This is a genomic window from Agrobacterium tumefaciens, assembly GCF_005221385.1.
GTDB classification, from domain to species: Bacteria; Pseudomonadota; Alphaproteobacteria; order Rhizobiales; family Rhizobiaceae; genus Agrobacterium; species Agrobacterium tomkonis.
Map to the genome: position 1 here is coordinate 2,495,667 of NZ_CP039903.1, position 16,250 is coordinate 2,511,916.

General features: G+C 58.9%; 14 protein-coding genes. 3 read left to right on the forward strand and 11 right to left on the reverse strand.

The features are described from left to right. The first annotated feature begins 314 nt into the window (after positions 1–314). A complete protein-coding gene (locus CFBP6623_RS12535; protein ID WP_046799525.1) occupies positions 315–2,054 on the forward strand; it encodes a methyl-accepting chemotaxis protein in 1,740 nt (579 codons plus the stop codon). A gap of 45 nt (positions 2,055–2,099) precedes the next feature. On the opposite strand, the gene fdhD is transcribed toward CFBP6623_RS12535, so the two are convergent. The 8 genes from fdhD to CFBP6623_RS12575 all read right to left on the reverse strand — a co-directional run bounded on the left by fdhD (position 2,100) and on the right by CFBP6623_RS12575 (position 11,244). Next, complete coding sequence (gene fdhD, locus CFBP6623_RS12540) at positions 2,100–2,915, reverse strand: formate dehydrogenase accessory sulfurtransferase FdhD (protein ID WP_080841841.1); 816 nt, start codon at positions 2,913–2,915, stop codon at positions 2,100–2,102. 361 nt (positions 2,916–3,276) lie between these two features. Beyond that, complete coding sequence (locus CFBP6623_RS12545; protein ID WP_003492358.1) at positions 3,277–3,687, reverse strand: F0F1 ATP synthase subunit epsilon; 411 nt, start codon at positions 3,685–3,687, stop codon at positions 3,277–3,279. A gap of 129 nt (positions 3,688–3,816) precedes the next feature. Continuing rightward, positions 3,817–5,271: a F0F1 ATP synthase subunit beta gene (atpD, locus tag CFBP6623_RS12550; RefSeq protein ID WP_046799526.1), complete on the reverse strand. Its 1,455-nt coding sequence runs from the start codon at positions 5,269–5,271 to the stop codon at positions 3,817–3,819. A 23-nt stretch (positions 5,272–5,294) separates the two neighbouring features. Next, positions 5,295–6,173: a F0F1 ATP synthase subunit gamma gene (locus CFBP6623_RS12555; RefSeq protein WP_046799527.1), complete on the reverse strand. Its 879-nt coding sequence runs from the start codon at positions 6,171–6,173 to the stop codon at positions 5,295–5,297. Between the two features lie 30 nt (positions 6,174–6,203). Then, entirely contained in the window at positions 6,204–7,733 is a 1,530-nt protein-coding gene (gene atpA / locus CFBP6623_RS12560) for a F0F1 ATP synthase subunit alpha (protein WP_046799528.1), read from the reverse strand. Next, positions 7,733–8,299: a F0F1 ATP synthase subunit delta gene (locus CFBP6623_RS12565; protein ID WP_170979849.1), complete on the reverse strand. Its 567-nt coding sequence runs from the start codon at positions 8,297–8,299 to the stop codon at positions 7,733–7,735. Before CFBP6623_RS12565 ends, atpA begins: the two co-directional genes overlap by 1 nt. 261 nt (positions 8,300–8,560) lie before the next feature. Continuing rightward, entirely contained in the window at positions 8,561–8,947 is a 387-nt protein-coding gene (locus tag CFBP6623_RS12570) for a phage infection protein (protein WP_046799530.1), read from the reverse strand. An 80-nt stretch (positions 8,948–9,027) separates the two neighbouring features. Further along, a complete protein-coding gene (locus CFBP6623_RS12575; protein ID WP_046799751.1) occupies positions 9,028–11,244 on the reverse strand; it encodes a primosomal protein N' in 2,217 nt (738 codons plus the stop codon). A gap of 121 nt (positions 11,245–11,365) precedes the next feature. On the opposite strand from CFBP6623_RS12575, the gene CFBP6623_RS12580 reads away from it, so the two are divergent. Next, positions 11,366–12,313 carry a tyrosine recombinase XerC gene (locus tag CFBP6623_RS12580; RefSeq protein WP_080841840.1) on the forward strand — a complete coding sequence of 316 codons (948 nt, stop codon included), beginning with the start codon at positions 11,366–11,368 and terminating at the stop codon, positions 12,311–12,313. Between the two features lie 80 nt (positions 12,314–12,393). Further along, positions 12,394–13,488 carry a TraB/GumN family protein gene (locus CFBP6623_RS12585; protein ID WP_046799531.1) on the forward strand — a complete coding sequence of 365 codons (1,095 nt, stop codon included), beginning with the start codon at positions 12,394–12,396 and terminating at the stop codon, positions 13,486–13,488. Here CFBP6623_RS12585 and CFBP6623_RS12590 read toward each other — a convergent pair. The 3 genes from CFBP6623_RS12590 to lpdA all read right to left on the reverse strand — a co-directional run bounded on the left by CFBP6623_RS12590 (position 13,472) and on the right by lpdA (position 16,219). Then, positions 13,472–13,960: a DUF2867 domain-containing protein gene (locus tag CFBP6623_RS12590; protein ID WP_046799753.1), complete on the reverse strand. Its 489-nt coding sequence runs from the start codon at positions 13,958–13,960 to the stop codon at positions 13,472–13,474. The two genes, CFBP6623_RS12585 and CFBP6623_RS12590, sit on opposite strands and share 17 nt — an antisense overlap. A gap of 224 nt (positions 13,961–14,184) precedes the next feature. Next, positions 14,185–14,685 carry a cytochrome b gene (locus CFBP6623_RS12595; protein WP_046799532.1) on the reverse strand — a complete coding sequence of 167 codons (501 nt, stop codon included), beginning with the start codon at positions 14,683–14,685 and terminating at the stop codon, positions 14,185–14,187. 127 nt (positions 14,686–14,812) lie between these two features. Continuing rightward, entirely contained in the window at positions 14,813–16,219 is a 1,407-nt protein-coding gene (gene lpdA / locus CFBP6623_RS12600) for a dihydrolipoyl dehydrogenase (protein ID WP_046799533.1), read from the reverse strand. Positions 16,220–16,250 lie beyond the last annotated feature (31 nt).

Below are 16,250 nucleotides of genomic sequence, written 5' to 3' on the forward strand. Positions count from 1 at the left end.
ACCGCCGGAGCATCGCCCGGCGGTTTTGTTTTTTCTATTCCTGCATTTTGTAAATAAGAACATTTTAATATTATAGATATCTAATATTAAAAGCTGAAAATCAGTACCGCACCGACACGCCATCTCGCGGGTCCGATACCTGACCTAGGCCAAAAAGACGCAAGTGCCTGCATTGCCGCTTTCGGCGGCAAACCTGTTCGTTGTTCAACATGATACGGCGCGAACCGCATCCTCTTATGCGGCTGGCCGCGCTGTGGCCGATATTCGGGGGACGTCCAATGCTGGGGTTAGGGAAAAGCGCAGATAACCGAAACATGCTCGATGCGATCTCCAGATCGCAGGCGGTCATAGAATTCGATCTTAAAGGTAATATTCTCACGGCAAACCGCAATTTCTGTGCCGCGCTGGGTTACGATCTCGCCGAAATCACCGGCAAGCACCACCGAATCTTCTGCGACGGCGATTTCGCCGCATCGCGTGCCTATCAGGAGTTCTGGCAATCTCTCGCCCGTGGCGAGTTTCAGGCCAAGGAATATCGGCGTATTCGCAAGGATGGCGCGGTTATCTGGATCGAGGCTTCCTACAACCCGGTTTTTCGTTCGGGTAAGCCCTACAAGGTGATCAAGATCGCCACCGATATCACCGCCAAGAAGATCAAGGCCGCGGAAGACGCCGGCAAACTGGAGGCACTTTCCCGCTCGCAGGCCACCATCGAGTTTTTCCCCGACGGCACGATCATCACCGCCAATCCAAATTTCTGCACCACCGTAAATTACGACCTCAAGGAAATCGAGGGCAGGCACCATCGCATCTTCTGTGATGCGGCCTATGCCGCCTCGCCCGCCTATGCCAGTTTCTGGCAGCGGCTTGCAGCGGGAGAATTCATCTCGGATGAATTTGTTCGCTATGGCAAGAACGGCAAGGAAATATGGATCCAGGCCGCCTATAATCCTGTGCTGGATGACGCCGGCAAAGTGGTGAAAGTGGTGAAATTCGCCACCGACGTCACGCCGCGCATGAGCGCCATCAGCGTGCTTGCCGATGCCCTGCGGGCGCTGGCGGCTGGCGACCTCGTGCAGCGCCTGGACAATAGTTTCGTGCCCAGCATGGAGAAATTGCGCCAGGACTTCAACGAAGTTGTCGGCAAGCTTCAGGTCACCATGCAGACGATCGCCCACAATGCCTCCACCATCGCATCAGGCTCGGGCGAAATCCGCATTGCTGCCGATCAACTCTCGCAGCGCACCGAACAACAGGCCGCCTCGCTGGAAGAGACGGCAGCCGCGCTTGAGGAAATCACCACAACAGTAAGCGATGCCAGCCAACGCGCCGGCGAAGCCGGCAAGCTGGTGCTGCGAACGAAAGACCATGCCGAACATTCGGGCGAAATCGTTCAGCAGGCGATTTCCGCAATGGACGCCATTTCGCGTTCGTCAGGCGAAATCACCAACATTATCGGTGTCATCGATGATATTGCCTTCCAGACCAATCTTCTCGCGCTGAATGCGGGCGTTGAAGCCGCCCGGGCCGGGGAGGCGGGCAAGGGTTTCGCCGTCGTGGCGCAGGAGGTCCGGGAACTCGCACAGCGATCCGCCGTTGCGGCAAAGGAAATCAAATCCCTCATCAACACCTCCCGCGAACAGGTCGCCAATGGTGTGGATCTGGTGGGAAGAACCGGTGGCGCCCTCAAGGATATTCAATTGCAGATGGGCGAAATCGACGTCAATGTTTCGGCCATCGTCGAGGCATCGCGCGAACAGGCCAACGGGCTGAAGGAAATCAATCAGGCCGTCAACGTCATGGATCAGGCAACCCAGAAAAATGCCGCCATGGTGGAGGAAACCACCGCCGCCAGCCACGGCCTCGCCAGTGAGGCAGAAAATCTGCACGAATTGCTGCGGCAATTCAGAATATCGCATGAGGCATCGGCATCACCTGCCCGCCCGGCCGACAAAAAGCCAGCCGTCGTCACCCGGCTACCGACATCGCAACTGCGATATGCCGCCGCGCCAAGATCTCACGGAAACGCAGCAGCCGAATGGGCGGAGTTCTAGGCCGGCTCTGAAGCCAAGGGCCGCCGGGAAACGGCGGCCTCAATATTATAGAATGATACGATCCGCCCGGGTGAAGATTTCAAAATCTTCACCCCGCACCAGCGCCACAAGTGTGACACCCGAACTCTCGGCTGTTTCGATGGCAAGCGCAGTGGGCGCGGAAATCGCCGCCAGAATGGGGCTGCCAAGAATGGCCGTCTTCTGGACCATTTCCACCGACAGACGGCTGGTGACCACCACAATGCCCGCATCAGGCGATAGGTCCGCATTGATAACCGCACCTGCGAGCTTATCGAGCGCATTATGGCGGCCGACATCTTCGCGGACAGCAAGCAGCCCTTTTTGAGGATTGTAGAAACCCGCGCCGTGAACTGCCCGCGTTTCGCGATTGAGGCTTTGCGCTTCATTCAGCGCTTTCATCGCGGCGATGATGTCATCACCGTCAACGGCGACTTCCACGCCGCTCAACTCCGGCACCACCCGGACCGCCTGTTCTATGGACTCGATGCCACAAAGACCGCAGCCGACAGGGCCTGCCATATGCCGCCGTCTTGCCCTTAGCGCATCCGCATTGGCATCCAGCAAATCCAACTGAACATCGAAGCCCGCCCCGGCCTCGATCACCTCAATGGACCGGATTTCCGCCCTTGTGGATATGATGCCTTCCGTAAGACTGAACCCGACCGCGAAATCGACGAGATCGGCGGGGCTGGCCATCATCACGGCATGGGTGCTGCCACCATAAGAAAAGGCAACCGGCACCTCCTCGGGCACCGCCCGCTCACCCTCGGTTATGGCCCCTTCGCGCAAAGCGGTTCTTGCGACCCTTCGGTAACTTGCCTTTGCCGACACGCCGATCACTCCTCCATGACGAAAATCTGCCTCGTCTCGCTCACGATCCCAAAACAGCATTTCTTCCCGGTATTACATCTAGCCGAAAGTCCTGAAAATCGGAATCGGTTTCCCCGGTTTACCCGTTGAAACGGAACCGTTGAAGGCGCTCCTCGCCTGACCCATTTTCCGCACGTGAATCGCTAATGCAATCCCGCCAACGCCGGTCAGAAGCTTAGACCAGGCCAACTGGCCGGCTCCGATGCGAAAGCAGCCATGTTTCGCCTGACATGGGGAGGCGACAGCCCAAAACAAAAAAAGCGACCGAAGTGGCCGCTTTCTGTTTTAGTTTTTTTGTGGGCAGTCATTCTTTCGAACCCGCCCGGTGCTTTCAAGCAGCGACGAGAACCTCATGCAGGTTCGTCAGTTCGTAAAGGTGCTTTTCAAGCTTGGTCAGATGCTCGTGGTGGTGATTACCCTCTTCGATTTCGGCCTTGGCCGCATCGATGCGCTTCTGCAGCGTGTCGGGGGACATATCATCGGCCGAAACCGCAGATTCCGCCAGAAGCGTGCAACCAGTCGGGAGAATATCGGCAAAACCGCCGAAAACGACGTATTTATGCGTCTCACCGGAGGCGAACTTCACCGTCACCAGACCCGGCTTGATCGTCGTCATCGTCGGAGCATGATTGGCCAGAACCGTCATCTCACCCAGCGTTGCCGGGATGACGACTTCCGTAACCGTTTCGGAAACGAGCAGACGTTCCGGGGAAACGAGATCGAATTTGAAACTGTCAGCCATGGCTATTCACTTCTTTTCAATTACGCGGGCGTCACGGACTTGTCTTTTACAACGCCGGCCTCACCATTTCGGTTTCGCCGTCATTGCCGGCAAGGCGCGCGGCTGAACCACGCGCCCGCCAATTCATGATCAGGCAGCTTCGCCAGCCAGCTTCTTTGCCTTTTCGATGGCTTCTTCCATCGAACCGACCATGTAGAAAGCAGCTTCCGGCAGGTTGTCGTATTCGCCATTGACCAGGCCCTTGAAGCCCTTGATCGTGTCTTCGAGCGCGACGAGCTTGCCCGGAGAACCGGTGAAGACTTCAGCAACGAAGAACGGCTGCGACAGGAAGCGCTCGATCTTGCGGGCGCGGGCAACCGTCAGCTTGTCTTCTTCCGACAGTTCGTCCATGCCGAGGATGGCGATGATGTCCTGAAGCGACTTGTAACGCTGCAGGGTCGACTGAACCTTACGGGCAACTTCGTAATGCTCTTCGCCAACGATCATCGGGTCGAGCATGCGCGAGGTGGAGTCGAGCGGGTCAACAGCCGGGTAAATACCCTTTTCGGCGATCGAACGCGACAGAACCGTCGTTGCGTCAAGGTGCGCGAACGAAGTAGCCGGCGCCGGGTCGGTCAAGTCGTCGGCGGGAACGTAAATTGCCTGAACCGAGGTGATGGAACCCTTGGTCGTGGTGGTGATGCGTTCCTGCATCTGGCCCATGTCGGTTGCCAGCGTCGGCTGGTAGCCCACGGCCGAAGGAATACGGCCGAGCAGAGCCGACACTTCCGAACCAGCCTGCGTGAAGCGGAAGATGTTGTCCACGAAGAACAGAACGTCCTGGCCTTCATCACGGAAGTTTTCAGCGATCGTCAGACCGGTCAGGGCGACGCGGGCGCGCGCACCTGGCGGTTCGTTCATCTGGCCATAGACGAGCGCAGCCTTGGAGCCTTCGCCGCCGCCGAGCTTGTTGACGTTGGATTCGATCATTTCGTGGTAAAGGTCGTTGCCTTCGCGGGTACGTTCACCCACACCGGCGAATACCGAGTAACCACCATGCGCCTTGGCGACGTTGTTGATCAGTTCCATGATGAGAACCGTCTTGCCAACGCCGGCGCCGCCGAACAGGCCGATCTTGCCGCCCTTGGCATAAGGAGCCAGAAGGTCGACGACCTTGATGCCGGTGACGAGGATCTGCGCTTCGGTCGACTGTTCGACGTAAGACGGTGCATCCTGGTGGATGGCGCGCTTCTTGGCCGTAACGATCGGGCCTGCTTCGTCAACCGGCTCGCCGATGACGTTCATGATGCGGCCGAGCGTTTCCGGACCAACCGGAACTTCGATCGGCGCGCCGGTGTTGGCGACGGCCTGACCACGAACCAGACCTTCGGTCGAGTCCATGGCGATCGTGCGGACGACGTTTTCGCCGAGATGCTGCGCGACTTCCAGAACGAGGCGGTTGCCGTTGTTCTCGGTTTCGAGCGCGTTCAGGATCGGAGGCAGTTCGCCTTCGAACGCCACGTCGACAACAGCGCCGATAACCTGGGTAACCTTGCCCGCGCCGTTCACCGCTGCGGTTTTCTTGGGGGTAGCTGCCTTAGCCATTATCCTTACCCTCTTTCCTTACCTCAGAGCGCTTCCGCGCCCGAAATGATTTCAATGAGTTCCTTGGTGATCTGAGCCTGACGCTGACGGTTGTAGGAAAGCGTCAGCTTGTTGATCATCTCACCGGCATTGCGCGTTGCATTATCCATCGCGCTCATCTTGGCGCCCATTTCACCGGCAACGTTTTCGAGCAGAGCCCGGAAAACCTGAACCGAAATGTTGCGCGGAATAAGGTCTTCCAGAATAGAAGCCGCATCCGGCTCATATTCGTAGACGGCGTTCTGCGTCGCGGCATCCTCTTCCACAACAGGCGTTGCGGCCGGAATGAGCTGCAGGCCGGTCGGGATCTGGCTGATGACGGATTTGAATTCCGAATAGATCAGCGTGCAGACATCAAACTCGCCGGCGTTGAAGAGCGAAATCACCTTCTTGGCGATCTGGTCGGCATTTTCAAAACCGACCTTCTTCACTTCGCGCAGTTCGATGCGCTCGATGATGTTCGCTGCAAATTCGCGGCGAAGGCTGTCATAACCCTTCTTGCCGACCGTGATGATCTTGACCGTCTTGCCTTCCGAAATCAGCTTGCGGGCCTGATCGCGGGCAAAACGGGAAATTTGCGAGTTGAAACCGCCGCAAAGACCACGTTCGGCCGTGCAGACGACGAGCAGATGCACGTCGTCCTTGCCGGTGCCGGTCATCAGTGCCGGAGCAACGTCCGCCTCGACCGCATTGGCGATGTTGGCGAGAACGGCGCTCATGCGCTGAGAGTAAGGCCGGGCGGCCTCCGCAGCTTCCTGGGCGCGCCGAAGCTTCGCCGCGGCGACCATTTTCATCGCCTTGGTAATCTTCTGCGTCGCCTTCACGGAGGCAATGCGGTTTTTCAGATCCTTTAGTGAAGGCATCCGTTATCCGTCCGAGTAAAAGAGCCCTGATTACGAGAAAGACTTGGCGAAGTTATCAAGAGCGCCCTTGAGCTTGCCCTTGGTATCGTCGCTGATAGCCTTTTCCGTGCGGATGGTGTCGAGGATCGCCTTGCCTTCCGAGCGGAGGTAGGAGAGGAAACCCTGCTCGAACTTGCCGACCTGTGCGACCGGAATCTTGTCGAGGTAGCCGTTGACACCGGCGAAGATCACCGCAACCTGTTCTTCCGTCTTGAGCGGCGAGAACTGCGGCTGCTTCAGAAGCTCTGTCAGGCGGGCGCCGCGGTTAAGCAGGCGCTGCGTGGAAGCATCGAGATCCGAACCGAACTGCGCAAAGGCAGCCATTTCGCGATACTGGGCAAGCTCACCCTTGATCGAACCGGCAACCTGCTTCATCGCCTTGATCTGAGCGGCCGAGCCAACACGCGAAACCGATAGACCGACGTTAACAGCCGGGCGGATACCCTGATAGAACAGGTCGGTTTCAAGGAAGATCTGGCCGTCAGTGATCGAGATCACGTTGGTCGGAATGAAGGCAGAAACGTCGTTACCCTGGGTTTCGATAACGGGCAGAGCCGTCAGCGAACCAGCGCCCATTTCGTCGGAGAGCTTTGCAGCGCGCTCGAGAAGACGGGAGTGAAGGTAGAAAACGTCGCCCGGATAAGCTTCGCGGCCCGGAGGACGGCGCAGCAGAAGCGACATCTGACGATAGGCAACAGCCTGCTTGGAAAGGTCGTCGTAGCCGATGAGAGCGTGCTTGCCGTTGTCACGGAAATATTCGCCCATGGCGCAACCGGCAAACGGTGCGAGGTACTGCATCGGAGCCGGATCGGAAGCCGTTGCAGCAACGATGATCGAATACTGCAGCGCGCCGCGCTCTTCCAGAACCTTTACGAACTGGGCAACGGTCGAACGCTTCTGACCGATAGCGACGTAGACGCAATAAAGCTTGTCGCCGTCAGGACCATTGTCGTGAATGGCCTTCTGGTTCAGGATCGTGTCGAGAATGATAGCGGTCTTGCCGGTCTGGCGGTCGCCGATGACGAGCTCGCGCTGGCCGCGGCCAACCGGGATGAGGGCGTCGATGGCCTTGAGGCCGGTCGACATCGGCTCATGAACCGACTTGCGCGGAATGATGCCGGGAGCCTTGACGTCAACGCGCGAACGCTTGGCGGCATTGATCGGGCCCTTGCCGTCGATCGGGTTGCCGAGCGCGTCAACGACGCGGCCGAGCAGTTCCGGGCCGACGGGAACGTCAACGATAGCGCCAGTCCGCTTTACGGTGTCGCCTTCCTTGATGTCACGGTCCGAACCGAAGATAACCACACCGACATTGTCGGCTTCAAGGTTGAGCGCCATGCCGCGGATGCCGCCGGGGAACTCGACCATTTCGCCGGCCTGAACATTGTCGAGGCCATAAACGCGGGCGATACCGTCACCGACGGAAAGCACCTGCCCGACTTCCGAGACTTCCGCCTCGTTGCCGAAATTTTTGATTTGATCTTTCAGAATTGCGGAAATTTCCGCGGCGCGGATATCCATCAGCCAACCTCTTTCAGTGCAAGCTTAAGGGTGGAAAGTTTGGTGCGAAGAGACGTATCGATCTGGCGGGAACCGACCTTGACGATCAGACCACCGAGGATCGACGGATCGACGGTAACGGAAATCGTCACATCCTTGCCGGTAACGCTCTTCAGCGCCGCTTTCAGTTCAGTTTCCTGCGCCTCGTCGAGCGCATGTGCCGAGGTGACCTCGGCGGTGATTTCGCCGCGGTGGGCGGCGGCAATGGTGCGGTAGGCGCGGATCATGCCGGGAACGGCAAAGAGACGGCGGTTATTGGCAACGACCTTGAGGAAATTAACAGCAAGACCGGCAATGCCGGCCTTCTCGCAGATCGCGGTGATTGCCTTGAACTGATCCTCGGCGGAAAACACCGGGCTCGCAACCAGACGCTTCAAATCGTCGCTTTCGTCGAGAAGTGCGCCGAACTTGTCCAGATCGGCTCCAACCGCTTCAACCGCACCCGCTTCCAAAGCAAGCTCGAAAAGCGACGACGCATACCTTTCCGCTACACCGGATGTTCCCTGGGAGGTGTCTGCCACGGGCACTTTTTCCCTGCTAATCATCCAAGATTGTCAGCGATGGGGCTCCACCGCATCAAATTCTTGAAATCGTTTCAATTTCCCCGAAAAAGACCGGAATTCCCCCCTGCCTTTTCCCAATTTCGCGGTCCGTCTAGCATAGGACGCCGGGACTCGCAACACGCGTAATAGCGGAAAGCGCCGTTTGGGCAAGGGGGAATGCGTTTAAATTTTCCGTTTTCGCCCAGGATGCGGGTTTGGTGCGGCACAAAAGCCCAAAAGCCCGCCTCAGACCAGCCCGAAGACGTAGCTCAACGACAGTGCGGACAGCAGAAAGTGTACAACCAGGAGTATGAAATTCCGCATGGTTGCGCCTCCATCCGAGAGAATGGAGAGAATGCCGCCGAACACGCTGAGACCGAAAGCCGCGCCGAAAGCGAGATAGACCATGGGCTGCGCCAGAAGCAGGGCGGCGGCGCCAAGACCAAGATAGAACCCGGCAAGCGATGAACGCACGAGCGCGTAGCCGTCCCTGCGCTCACCAGCCGGCTGCAGACCGAAAGCGCGCAGCGTAATACCGGGCGCGAACATAAAAAAAAGGCCGATCACGGCCGACACCGCTGCCGCACCGAAGGCCAGCTGCTCGCCGAATTCGGCAGGAAAATAAAACTCCATCTCGTTCCCCAAATCATTCTTTTCGCCTGCTGCGTTATGACACGGTCATGACAGCGGGAAAACGCCTTGATTGGCAAAGTTCAAAGGAAACTTTGCGGATCAATATCGAGCTGCACATGCACGCTGCCCCGTTCCTTGGGTCCGTTGGCCAGCAGCGTCCGGAGAAAAGACTGCATGTCGGAATTGCGTCGGCCATGCACCAGGAGACGGAAACGATGACGGCCGCGGATCAGGGCAAGCGGCGCTTCCGCCGGGCCGAGCAGCATGATGCCCGTAACCTGCGGGGCGGCGGCCCTTAAACCTCGCGCATGGGTTTCCGCTTCCGCGCGCGTATCGGCGGAAACGATGATCGAGGCAAGGCGACCGAAGGGCGGCAGAACGGCCTTTTCCCGCTCGACGATCTCTCTTTCGTAAAACGCCGCGGCATCCCCCGAAACGATTGCCTGCATGACCGGATGCTGCGGCTGGTAGGTTTGCAGGAGACCATGGCTCTTCAAGCCTGTGCGCCCGGCGCGGCCCGTCACCTGCGAGAGCAGCTGGAACGTTCGCTCCGCCGCACGCGGATCGCCATTGGCAAGGCCGAGATCGGCATCAACGATGCCGACAAGCGTCATCAGGGGAAAATTATGCCCCTTGGCAACGAGCTGCGTGCCGATGACGATATCCGCCTCACCCTTGACGATCGCCTCCAGCTCCAGCCGCAGGCGCTTGACGCCCATGAGATCGGAGGAGAGCACGATGGTGCGGGCTTCGGGGAAATGTTTCTCCACCTCCTCGGCAATGCGCTCCACACCCGGCCCGCACGCCACCAGGTGATCGAAGGTACCGCATTCCGGGCAATGATCGGGCGTCGGCTCGTTGTGGCCGCACTGGTGGCACTGCAATTGATTGCGGAACCGGTGCTCCACCAGCCAGCTGGAACATTGCGGGCACTGGAAACGGTGGCCGCAAACCCGGCAGAGCGTCAGCGGCGCATAACCGCGGCGATTGAGGAAAAGCAGCGCCTGCTCACCCTTCTCGATGGTCTTGCCGATGCCGCGCAGCAGGACGGGTGAGAGAAACCCTCGCCTCTCCGGCGGATGACGGCGCATATCGACAAGATGCAGATCGGGCATCGCCGCATCGCCGAACCGCGTGTGCAGGTGGATTGTGTTGTAACGCCCCGAACTGCCATTGACCTGGCTTTCCACCGATGGCGTGGCCGACACCAGCACGACAGGAAATTCTGCTATTCGCGCCCGGACGACGGCCATGTCACGGGCATTATAAAAGACACGGTCTTCCTGCTTGTAGGCCGGGTCGTGCTCTTCATCGACAATGATGAGACCGAGATTGTCGAAGGGCAGGAAAAGCGCCGAGCGTGCGCCAGCCACCACCTTCACCTCGCCCGTCACCGCCTGCCGCCAGACCTTTTCACGCATGCGCGGCGACAGATCCGAGTGCCATTCCGCCGGCTTTGCGCCGAAGCGATCCTGAAAACGCTCCAGAAACGCGGCCGTCAGGGCAATTTCGGGCAGCAGGATCAGGACCTGCCTGCCTTGCCGGAGCGTCTCGGCCACCGCCTCGAAATACACCTCAGTCTTACCGGAGCCGGTCACGCCGTCGATCAGCGAGACATGAAAACCGCCTTTGCGCACGTCCTCGAGGATTTCCGATGCCGCCTGTTTCTGCGGGCCTTCCAGTCGCGGCTCGGCATAGTCAGGATCAGGCTCGGCCACAACAGGCGGCGCCGGCAGAAAAACCGTCTCGAATACGCCCTGCTTGACGAGGCCATCGACAACGCTGGTGGAAACGCCGGCGGCATGGGCAAGCCCGCTCTTCGTCCAGCCATGCCCTTCCGCCGCCAGTTCCATCACCCGTTCGCGGGCGGGGGTAAGGCGCTCCGGCCGGCCTTCGGTCAGCCGCAGCCCCTCGATCATCGGCTCTGGATCGAAGGCGGCCGGCGCGCGCAGCGCCATGCGCGCCACCAGACCGGGCGGCGAAAGCGTATAGGCGGCGACCCAGTCAACGAAGCGCCGCATCTCCGCCTTCAGCGGCGGGCACTCGAAACTCTTGGTGATGGGCCGCAATTTCTTCGGATCGACGCCCTTCTCTCCGGCATCGTCCCACACCACGCCGAAGACCTGCCGCGGGCCGAGCGGCACCTGCACGACAGAGCCCGTCTCCACCACCATATCTTCCGGCACGGCATAACTATAAGGCCCGGGCGCCGGCATGGGCACGAGAACGGGCACCGTGCGCGTGGGCGACGGCGGGTCGAACAGAGCCCCAAACAGATCGGACGAATCTTTTGCCATGATGTGGCGACCATGCCCCGGCGAAATGAAAAAGGAAACCGCTCGCATGTAGTGGGCGGGCTTTGCAAAGTCCATCTCTTAACCAAATGCTGACCATAAGAGCATAGCGTCAAGACACGGAATGGAGCGCTGCGTGACTGAAATCCTGACATTTGCCGAACCGGATCTGTTGAACGAACGCCAGTCCTGGCTTGCCGCCCTTGCCGGCGAACGCCGTCTTTCGGACAATACCGTAGAGGCCTATGAGCGCGACACCCGCCAGTTCCTGACGTTCCTTACAGGTTACATCGGCAAGCCCGCCGCCATTGCCGATATAGCCGATCTGCGCCCGGTCGATCTTCGCGCCTTTCTGGCCAACCGGCGCAAGGAAGGTGTTGGTGCGCGTTCACTCGGCCGGCATCTGGCGGGACTGCGCTCCCTTCTTCACCACCTGCAAAAAAAGGGCCTCGTCAATGCGGCCGGCGCCACCGCCATGCGCGCGCCAAAACAGCCGAAATCCCTGCCGAAACCACTAACCGACCGGCAGGCGTTGAAAATCACCACGGCCGAGGCGCAATTGAACGAAGAGCCATGGATCGCCGCCCGCAATGCAGCAGTCCTCTCACTGCTTTATGGCTGCGGACTTCGTATTTCCGAAGCGCTCGGTCTGACACCGGCCGATATCCCGCCCGGTGCCCGCAGCCTTCGCATCACCGGCAAGGGCAACAAGACCCGTATCGTGCCGCTGCTGGCGGTTGTGACGGAAGCGGTCGACGCCTACAAGAAGCTTTGCCCCTATGCTCTGGCGGCGAATGAACCGATGTTTCTTGGCGCACGCGGCGGAAAACTCCAGCCTGCCATCATCCAGCGGGAAATGCAGAAACTGCGCGGCGCTTTCGGCCTGCCGGAAAACGCCACGCCGCATGCGCTGCGCCATTCCTTCGCCACGCACCTTTTGGCCGGCGGCGGCGATCTGCGCACCATTCAGGAACTGCTGGGCCATGCCAGCCTGTCCACTACCCAAGTCTATACCGGCGTCGATACCGCAAGATTGCTGGAAATCTACGACAACGCCCACCCGCGCGCATGAAGCAGGAAATGGTTAACCACAATCATTAACCAGACATCCAAACCGCCGTTCTATAAGCAAACAAGAACCGGATTGGACCCATGCACAGCCTGATAAAGCCACAAAACTTCACCGCCACCCTGATGGGCAAAACCGGCGACGCCCTGCTTTGGCTGCTGGCGGCCCTGCATGTAACTGCCATCGCCATCCTGCTCATGACGTTGCTTTCGCTGGGTGAAGCGGAAGCCGCGGAGCAACAGATCACTTGCACCGGCAGCGATATTCTCGTGGACATGCGCAAGACCGATCCGCAGGCCTTCGCGAAGATCGAACAGGAAGCGGCCGCGATCCCCAATGGCAAGGGCAATTTCTGGCGCATCGAAAAGGCCGGAACGGAACCGTCCTATCTTCTCGGTACGATGCACGTCACCGACCCACGCGTTCTGGGAATGCCTGCCGCCGCGACACCTGCCTTCGAAAAATCCGCGACCGTCATCGTGGAATCGGACGAAATCGTCGACGACAAGAAGGTCGCGACCTCGCTGCTGAGCAAACCCGAACTCACCATGTTTCTGGATGGCAAGTCGATCACCGACATTTTGTCATCCGAAAATGTCACGCGCCTGGAAAAGGGTCTCAAGGAGCGTGGCATTCCGCTGAATGCCGTTTCGCGCATGAAGCCCTGGATGCTGTCAAGCTTCGTCGCCCTTCCGGCCTGCGAGTTCGCACGCAAGGCAACCGGCCTCTCCTTTCTCGACAAGAAACTGGCCGAAGACGCGCTCGCGGACGGAAAACGTCTCGTCGGTCTGGAAACGATGGTCGAGCAGTTGACGGCCATGTCAGAACTGCCGATGGAGTTTCATCTGCAGGCTTTGATCGAAACATTGGAACTCGGCGATCGCATGGACGACATCATGACCACCATGACCGATCTCTATGTCGCTGGTGATATCGGCATGACCATGCCCATGCTGAAAAGCCTCGACACCAAAAAACCGGCAGAGGGCGATCAGGGTTATGCCGCCTTCGAGCAACGCATCATCACCGATCGCAATCACGTCATGGCGGATCGGGCGACCCCCGAGCTTGCCAAAGGCAACGTCTTCATGGCCGTCGGCGCGTTGCACCTGCCGGGTGAGGAAGGCGTGATCGAATTGCTGCGCGCAAAGGGCTTTACTCTCACGCGGGTCGACTGACCGTCTCATCCCTAATGTTGACAGGCCGAACGTTGGTGCAAAACGGGCGCATCGTCGCTGGCACGATGCGCCGATGAAACGGTCCGACCACGAAAATGTAAAGCCGCCCGAAGGCGTTCTTGCGCCTGACGATGGTGGTGACATTCACCAACTGGCAGTTAGGGGCCCCTTCGAGATCGACAACGATCCGGAAATCGAGATGGTGGTCATCGAAGCCGAGAACTGTCCGCTGCGGCGTGGATGACAGAACCGGAAAACCGCCCGCCGAAGTGCCCGCCGCCAGTTCGACCGTTTTCAAGCCGAAAAGCGAGACGACGCCGTTTCGAAGCGCCATCAGGCTGGTGATCCATGCCGGGGGATGATCGAGAAGAAGCCTGCTCACATCCAGCGATGACGATTCCGGCGTCACCATCTCGCCCTCAAAACAATCCCGCCAGTCAGCGCCCGGCAATATGTCTCCGCTATCCGGCATCCCTGAACCCCAACCGCGCGATGCGGCGAGGCTCATCATCTTCCTTTTCAGCCGGACAGAAAACGCGACAAACCGCCGCTTGGCATTTCCGGCAAAAGTACGACGCGTGTCCTAGATCATGATGATTTTAGGTCGGATCGACCTAAAATCTGAATCATGATCTAAATCATAAAGTTAGAGCGGGATTTCAGGCGGAAACCGCTTACACTTTTCGCCATCCCGCTCTAGCCGTGCGTCATCCGTTTCAGGACATTGGTGCGCCAATAGAACTGGTGAACCAGAACAGCTGCAACATGGCCGACGATCAACACCCACATCAGCGCCTTGAAAGGGCCGGAATGTAACTGCCCCGCCGGCTGGGCACCAAAGTAATAGGCAGCGATACCGGACAGGGGCAGCACAAAGAACAGGGCATAAAAGGTGAAATGCGCCACTTTGGCGGCGATCTGGAATGGTCGGGGCTCCTCGGCGGGATGCGGCGGCACACCCTGAAAGAAGCGTAGACAGAGGCGTAGAACCGCAAGCAGCAGCACGGCAAAACCGACATAAGCGTGAATATTGGCCGAAGAAATCTGCTCCGGCGTCAATGTTTCACCCCGCCGCATCAGCCGATAGGCATGGGCCATGGCGTCGGGAAACAGCAGGTTGAAGAAGATCAGAAGCGCCATCGCCCAATGGATGACACGTTGCGGAACGGAGAAGGAAACTTGACTGGAATACGCCATTTTATTGCCTTTTATCAAAAGGTTAGACAGGCTATGGCGCGAGTATGAAAAACCCCGGCCTGCATGGCAAGCCGGGGTTCAGCAGATGACTGAAATTTAATATTTGAGCGTCAGGCTCAAACGCCGATCACATGTGGATCGGCTTGAAGAACGTCGCAAGCGCTGCTTCCTTCACGGCTTCCGACATGGTCGGATGCGCGTGGCAGGTGCGGCCGAGATCTTCCGAAGAACCGCCGAACTCCATCAGCACAGTAATCTCGTGGATCATTTCGCCAGCGCCGAAGCCGACGATGTGGCCGCCGAGAACCCGGTCGGTTTCCTTGTCGGCAAGGATCTTCACGAAACCATCCGTCACCTGCATGGCGCGGGCGCGGCCATTGGCGGTGAAGGGAAACTTGCCGACCTTGTAGGCAACGCCAGCAGCCTTCAGTTCTTCCTCGGTCTTGCCGACGGAAGCGATTTCCGGCTGCGTATAGACGACTGCCGGAATGACGTCATAATTCACATGGCCGCGCTGGCCAGCGAGGATTTCCGCAAGCGCAACGCCCTCGTCTTCCGCCTTGTGCGCCAGCATCGGGCCTTTCACCACGTCACCGATCGCATAGATACCGTCGACATTGGTCTTGTAGTGGCCGTCGATTTCAACGCGGCCACGGCTGTCCAGCACCACGCCTGCTTCCGCAAGGCCGAGACCCTCGGTGTAGGGCTTGCGGCCGGTGGAGATCAGCACGACATTCGCTTCCAGCGTTTCGGCAGCGCCGCCCTTGACCGGCTCGAACACGACCTTTGCACCGGCAGCGGTCTTTTCAACGGCCGTCACCTTGGCGCCGAGCTTGAAATCGAGGCCCTGCTTGGCCAGCAGACGCTGCGCCTGCTTGGAAACTTCACTATCCATGCCGCCGAGAATATTGTCGAGATATTCGATAACGGTGACCTTCGCGCCGAGACGCGACCAGACCGAACCGAGCTCGAGGCCGATAACGCCGCCGCCAACAACGATGAGCTTTTCCGGAACCTTGGAAAGAGCGATCGCGCCAGTGGAGGAGACGATGACGCTTTCATCGATATCGACCTGAACGCCCGGAATGCCGGCAACATCCGAACCGGTGGCGATGACGATGTTCTTGGCTTCGATTTCCTGAACTTCACCCTTGTCGTTGGTGACGGAGACCTTGCCGGCGGAAACGACCTTGCCGGTACCCTGGAAGGCATCGATCTTGTTCTTCTTGAACAGGAAGGCGACGCCATCGACATTGGCCTTCACCACGCCGTCCTTGTGGCCCATCATCTTTTCAAGGTTCAGTTTCGGCGCGGCGACTTCGATACCGAGCGAATCGACGCCATGGGCAACATGCGCAAATGTTTCGGACGCGTGCAGCAGCGCCTTGGAGGGAATGCAGCCGACATTCAGGCAGGTGCCGCCATAGGTCGCACGCTTCTCGATGACAGCGACCTTCAGGCCCAGCTGTGCCGCCTTGACCGCGCAAACATAACCGCCGGGGCCCGTGCCGATTACAACTACATCATATGCCATGTTCGTTTTCCTGATTGATGTCGGGCAAGAT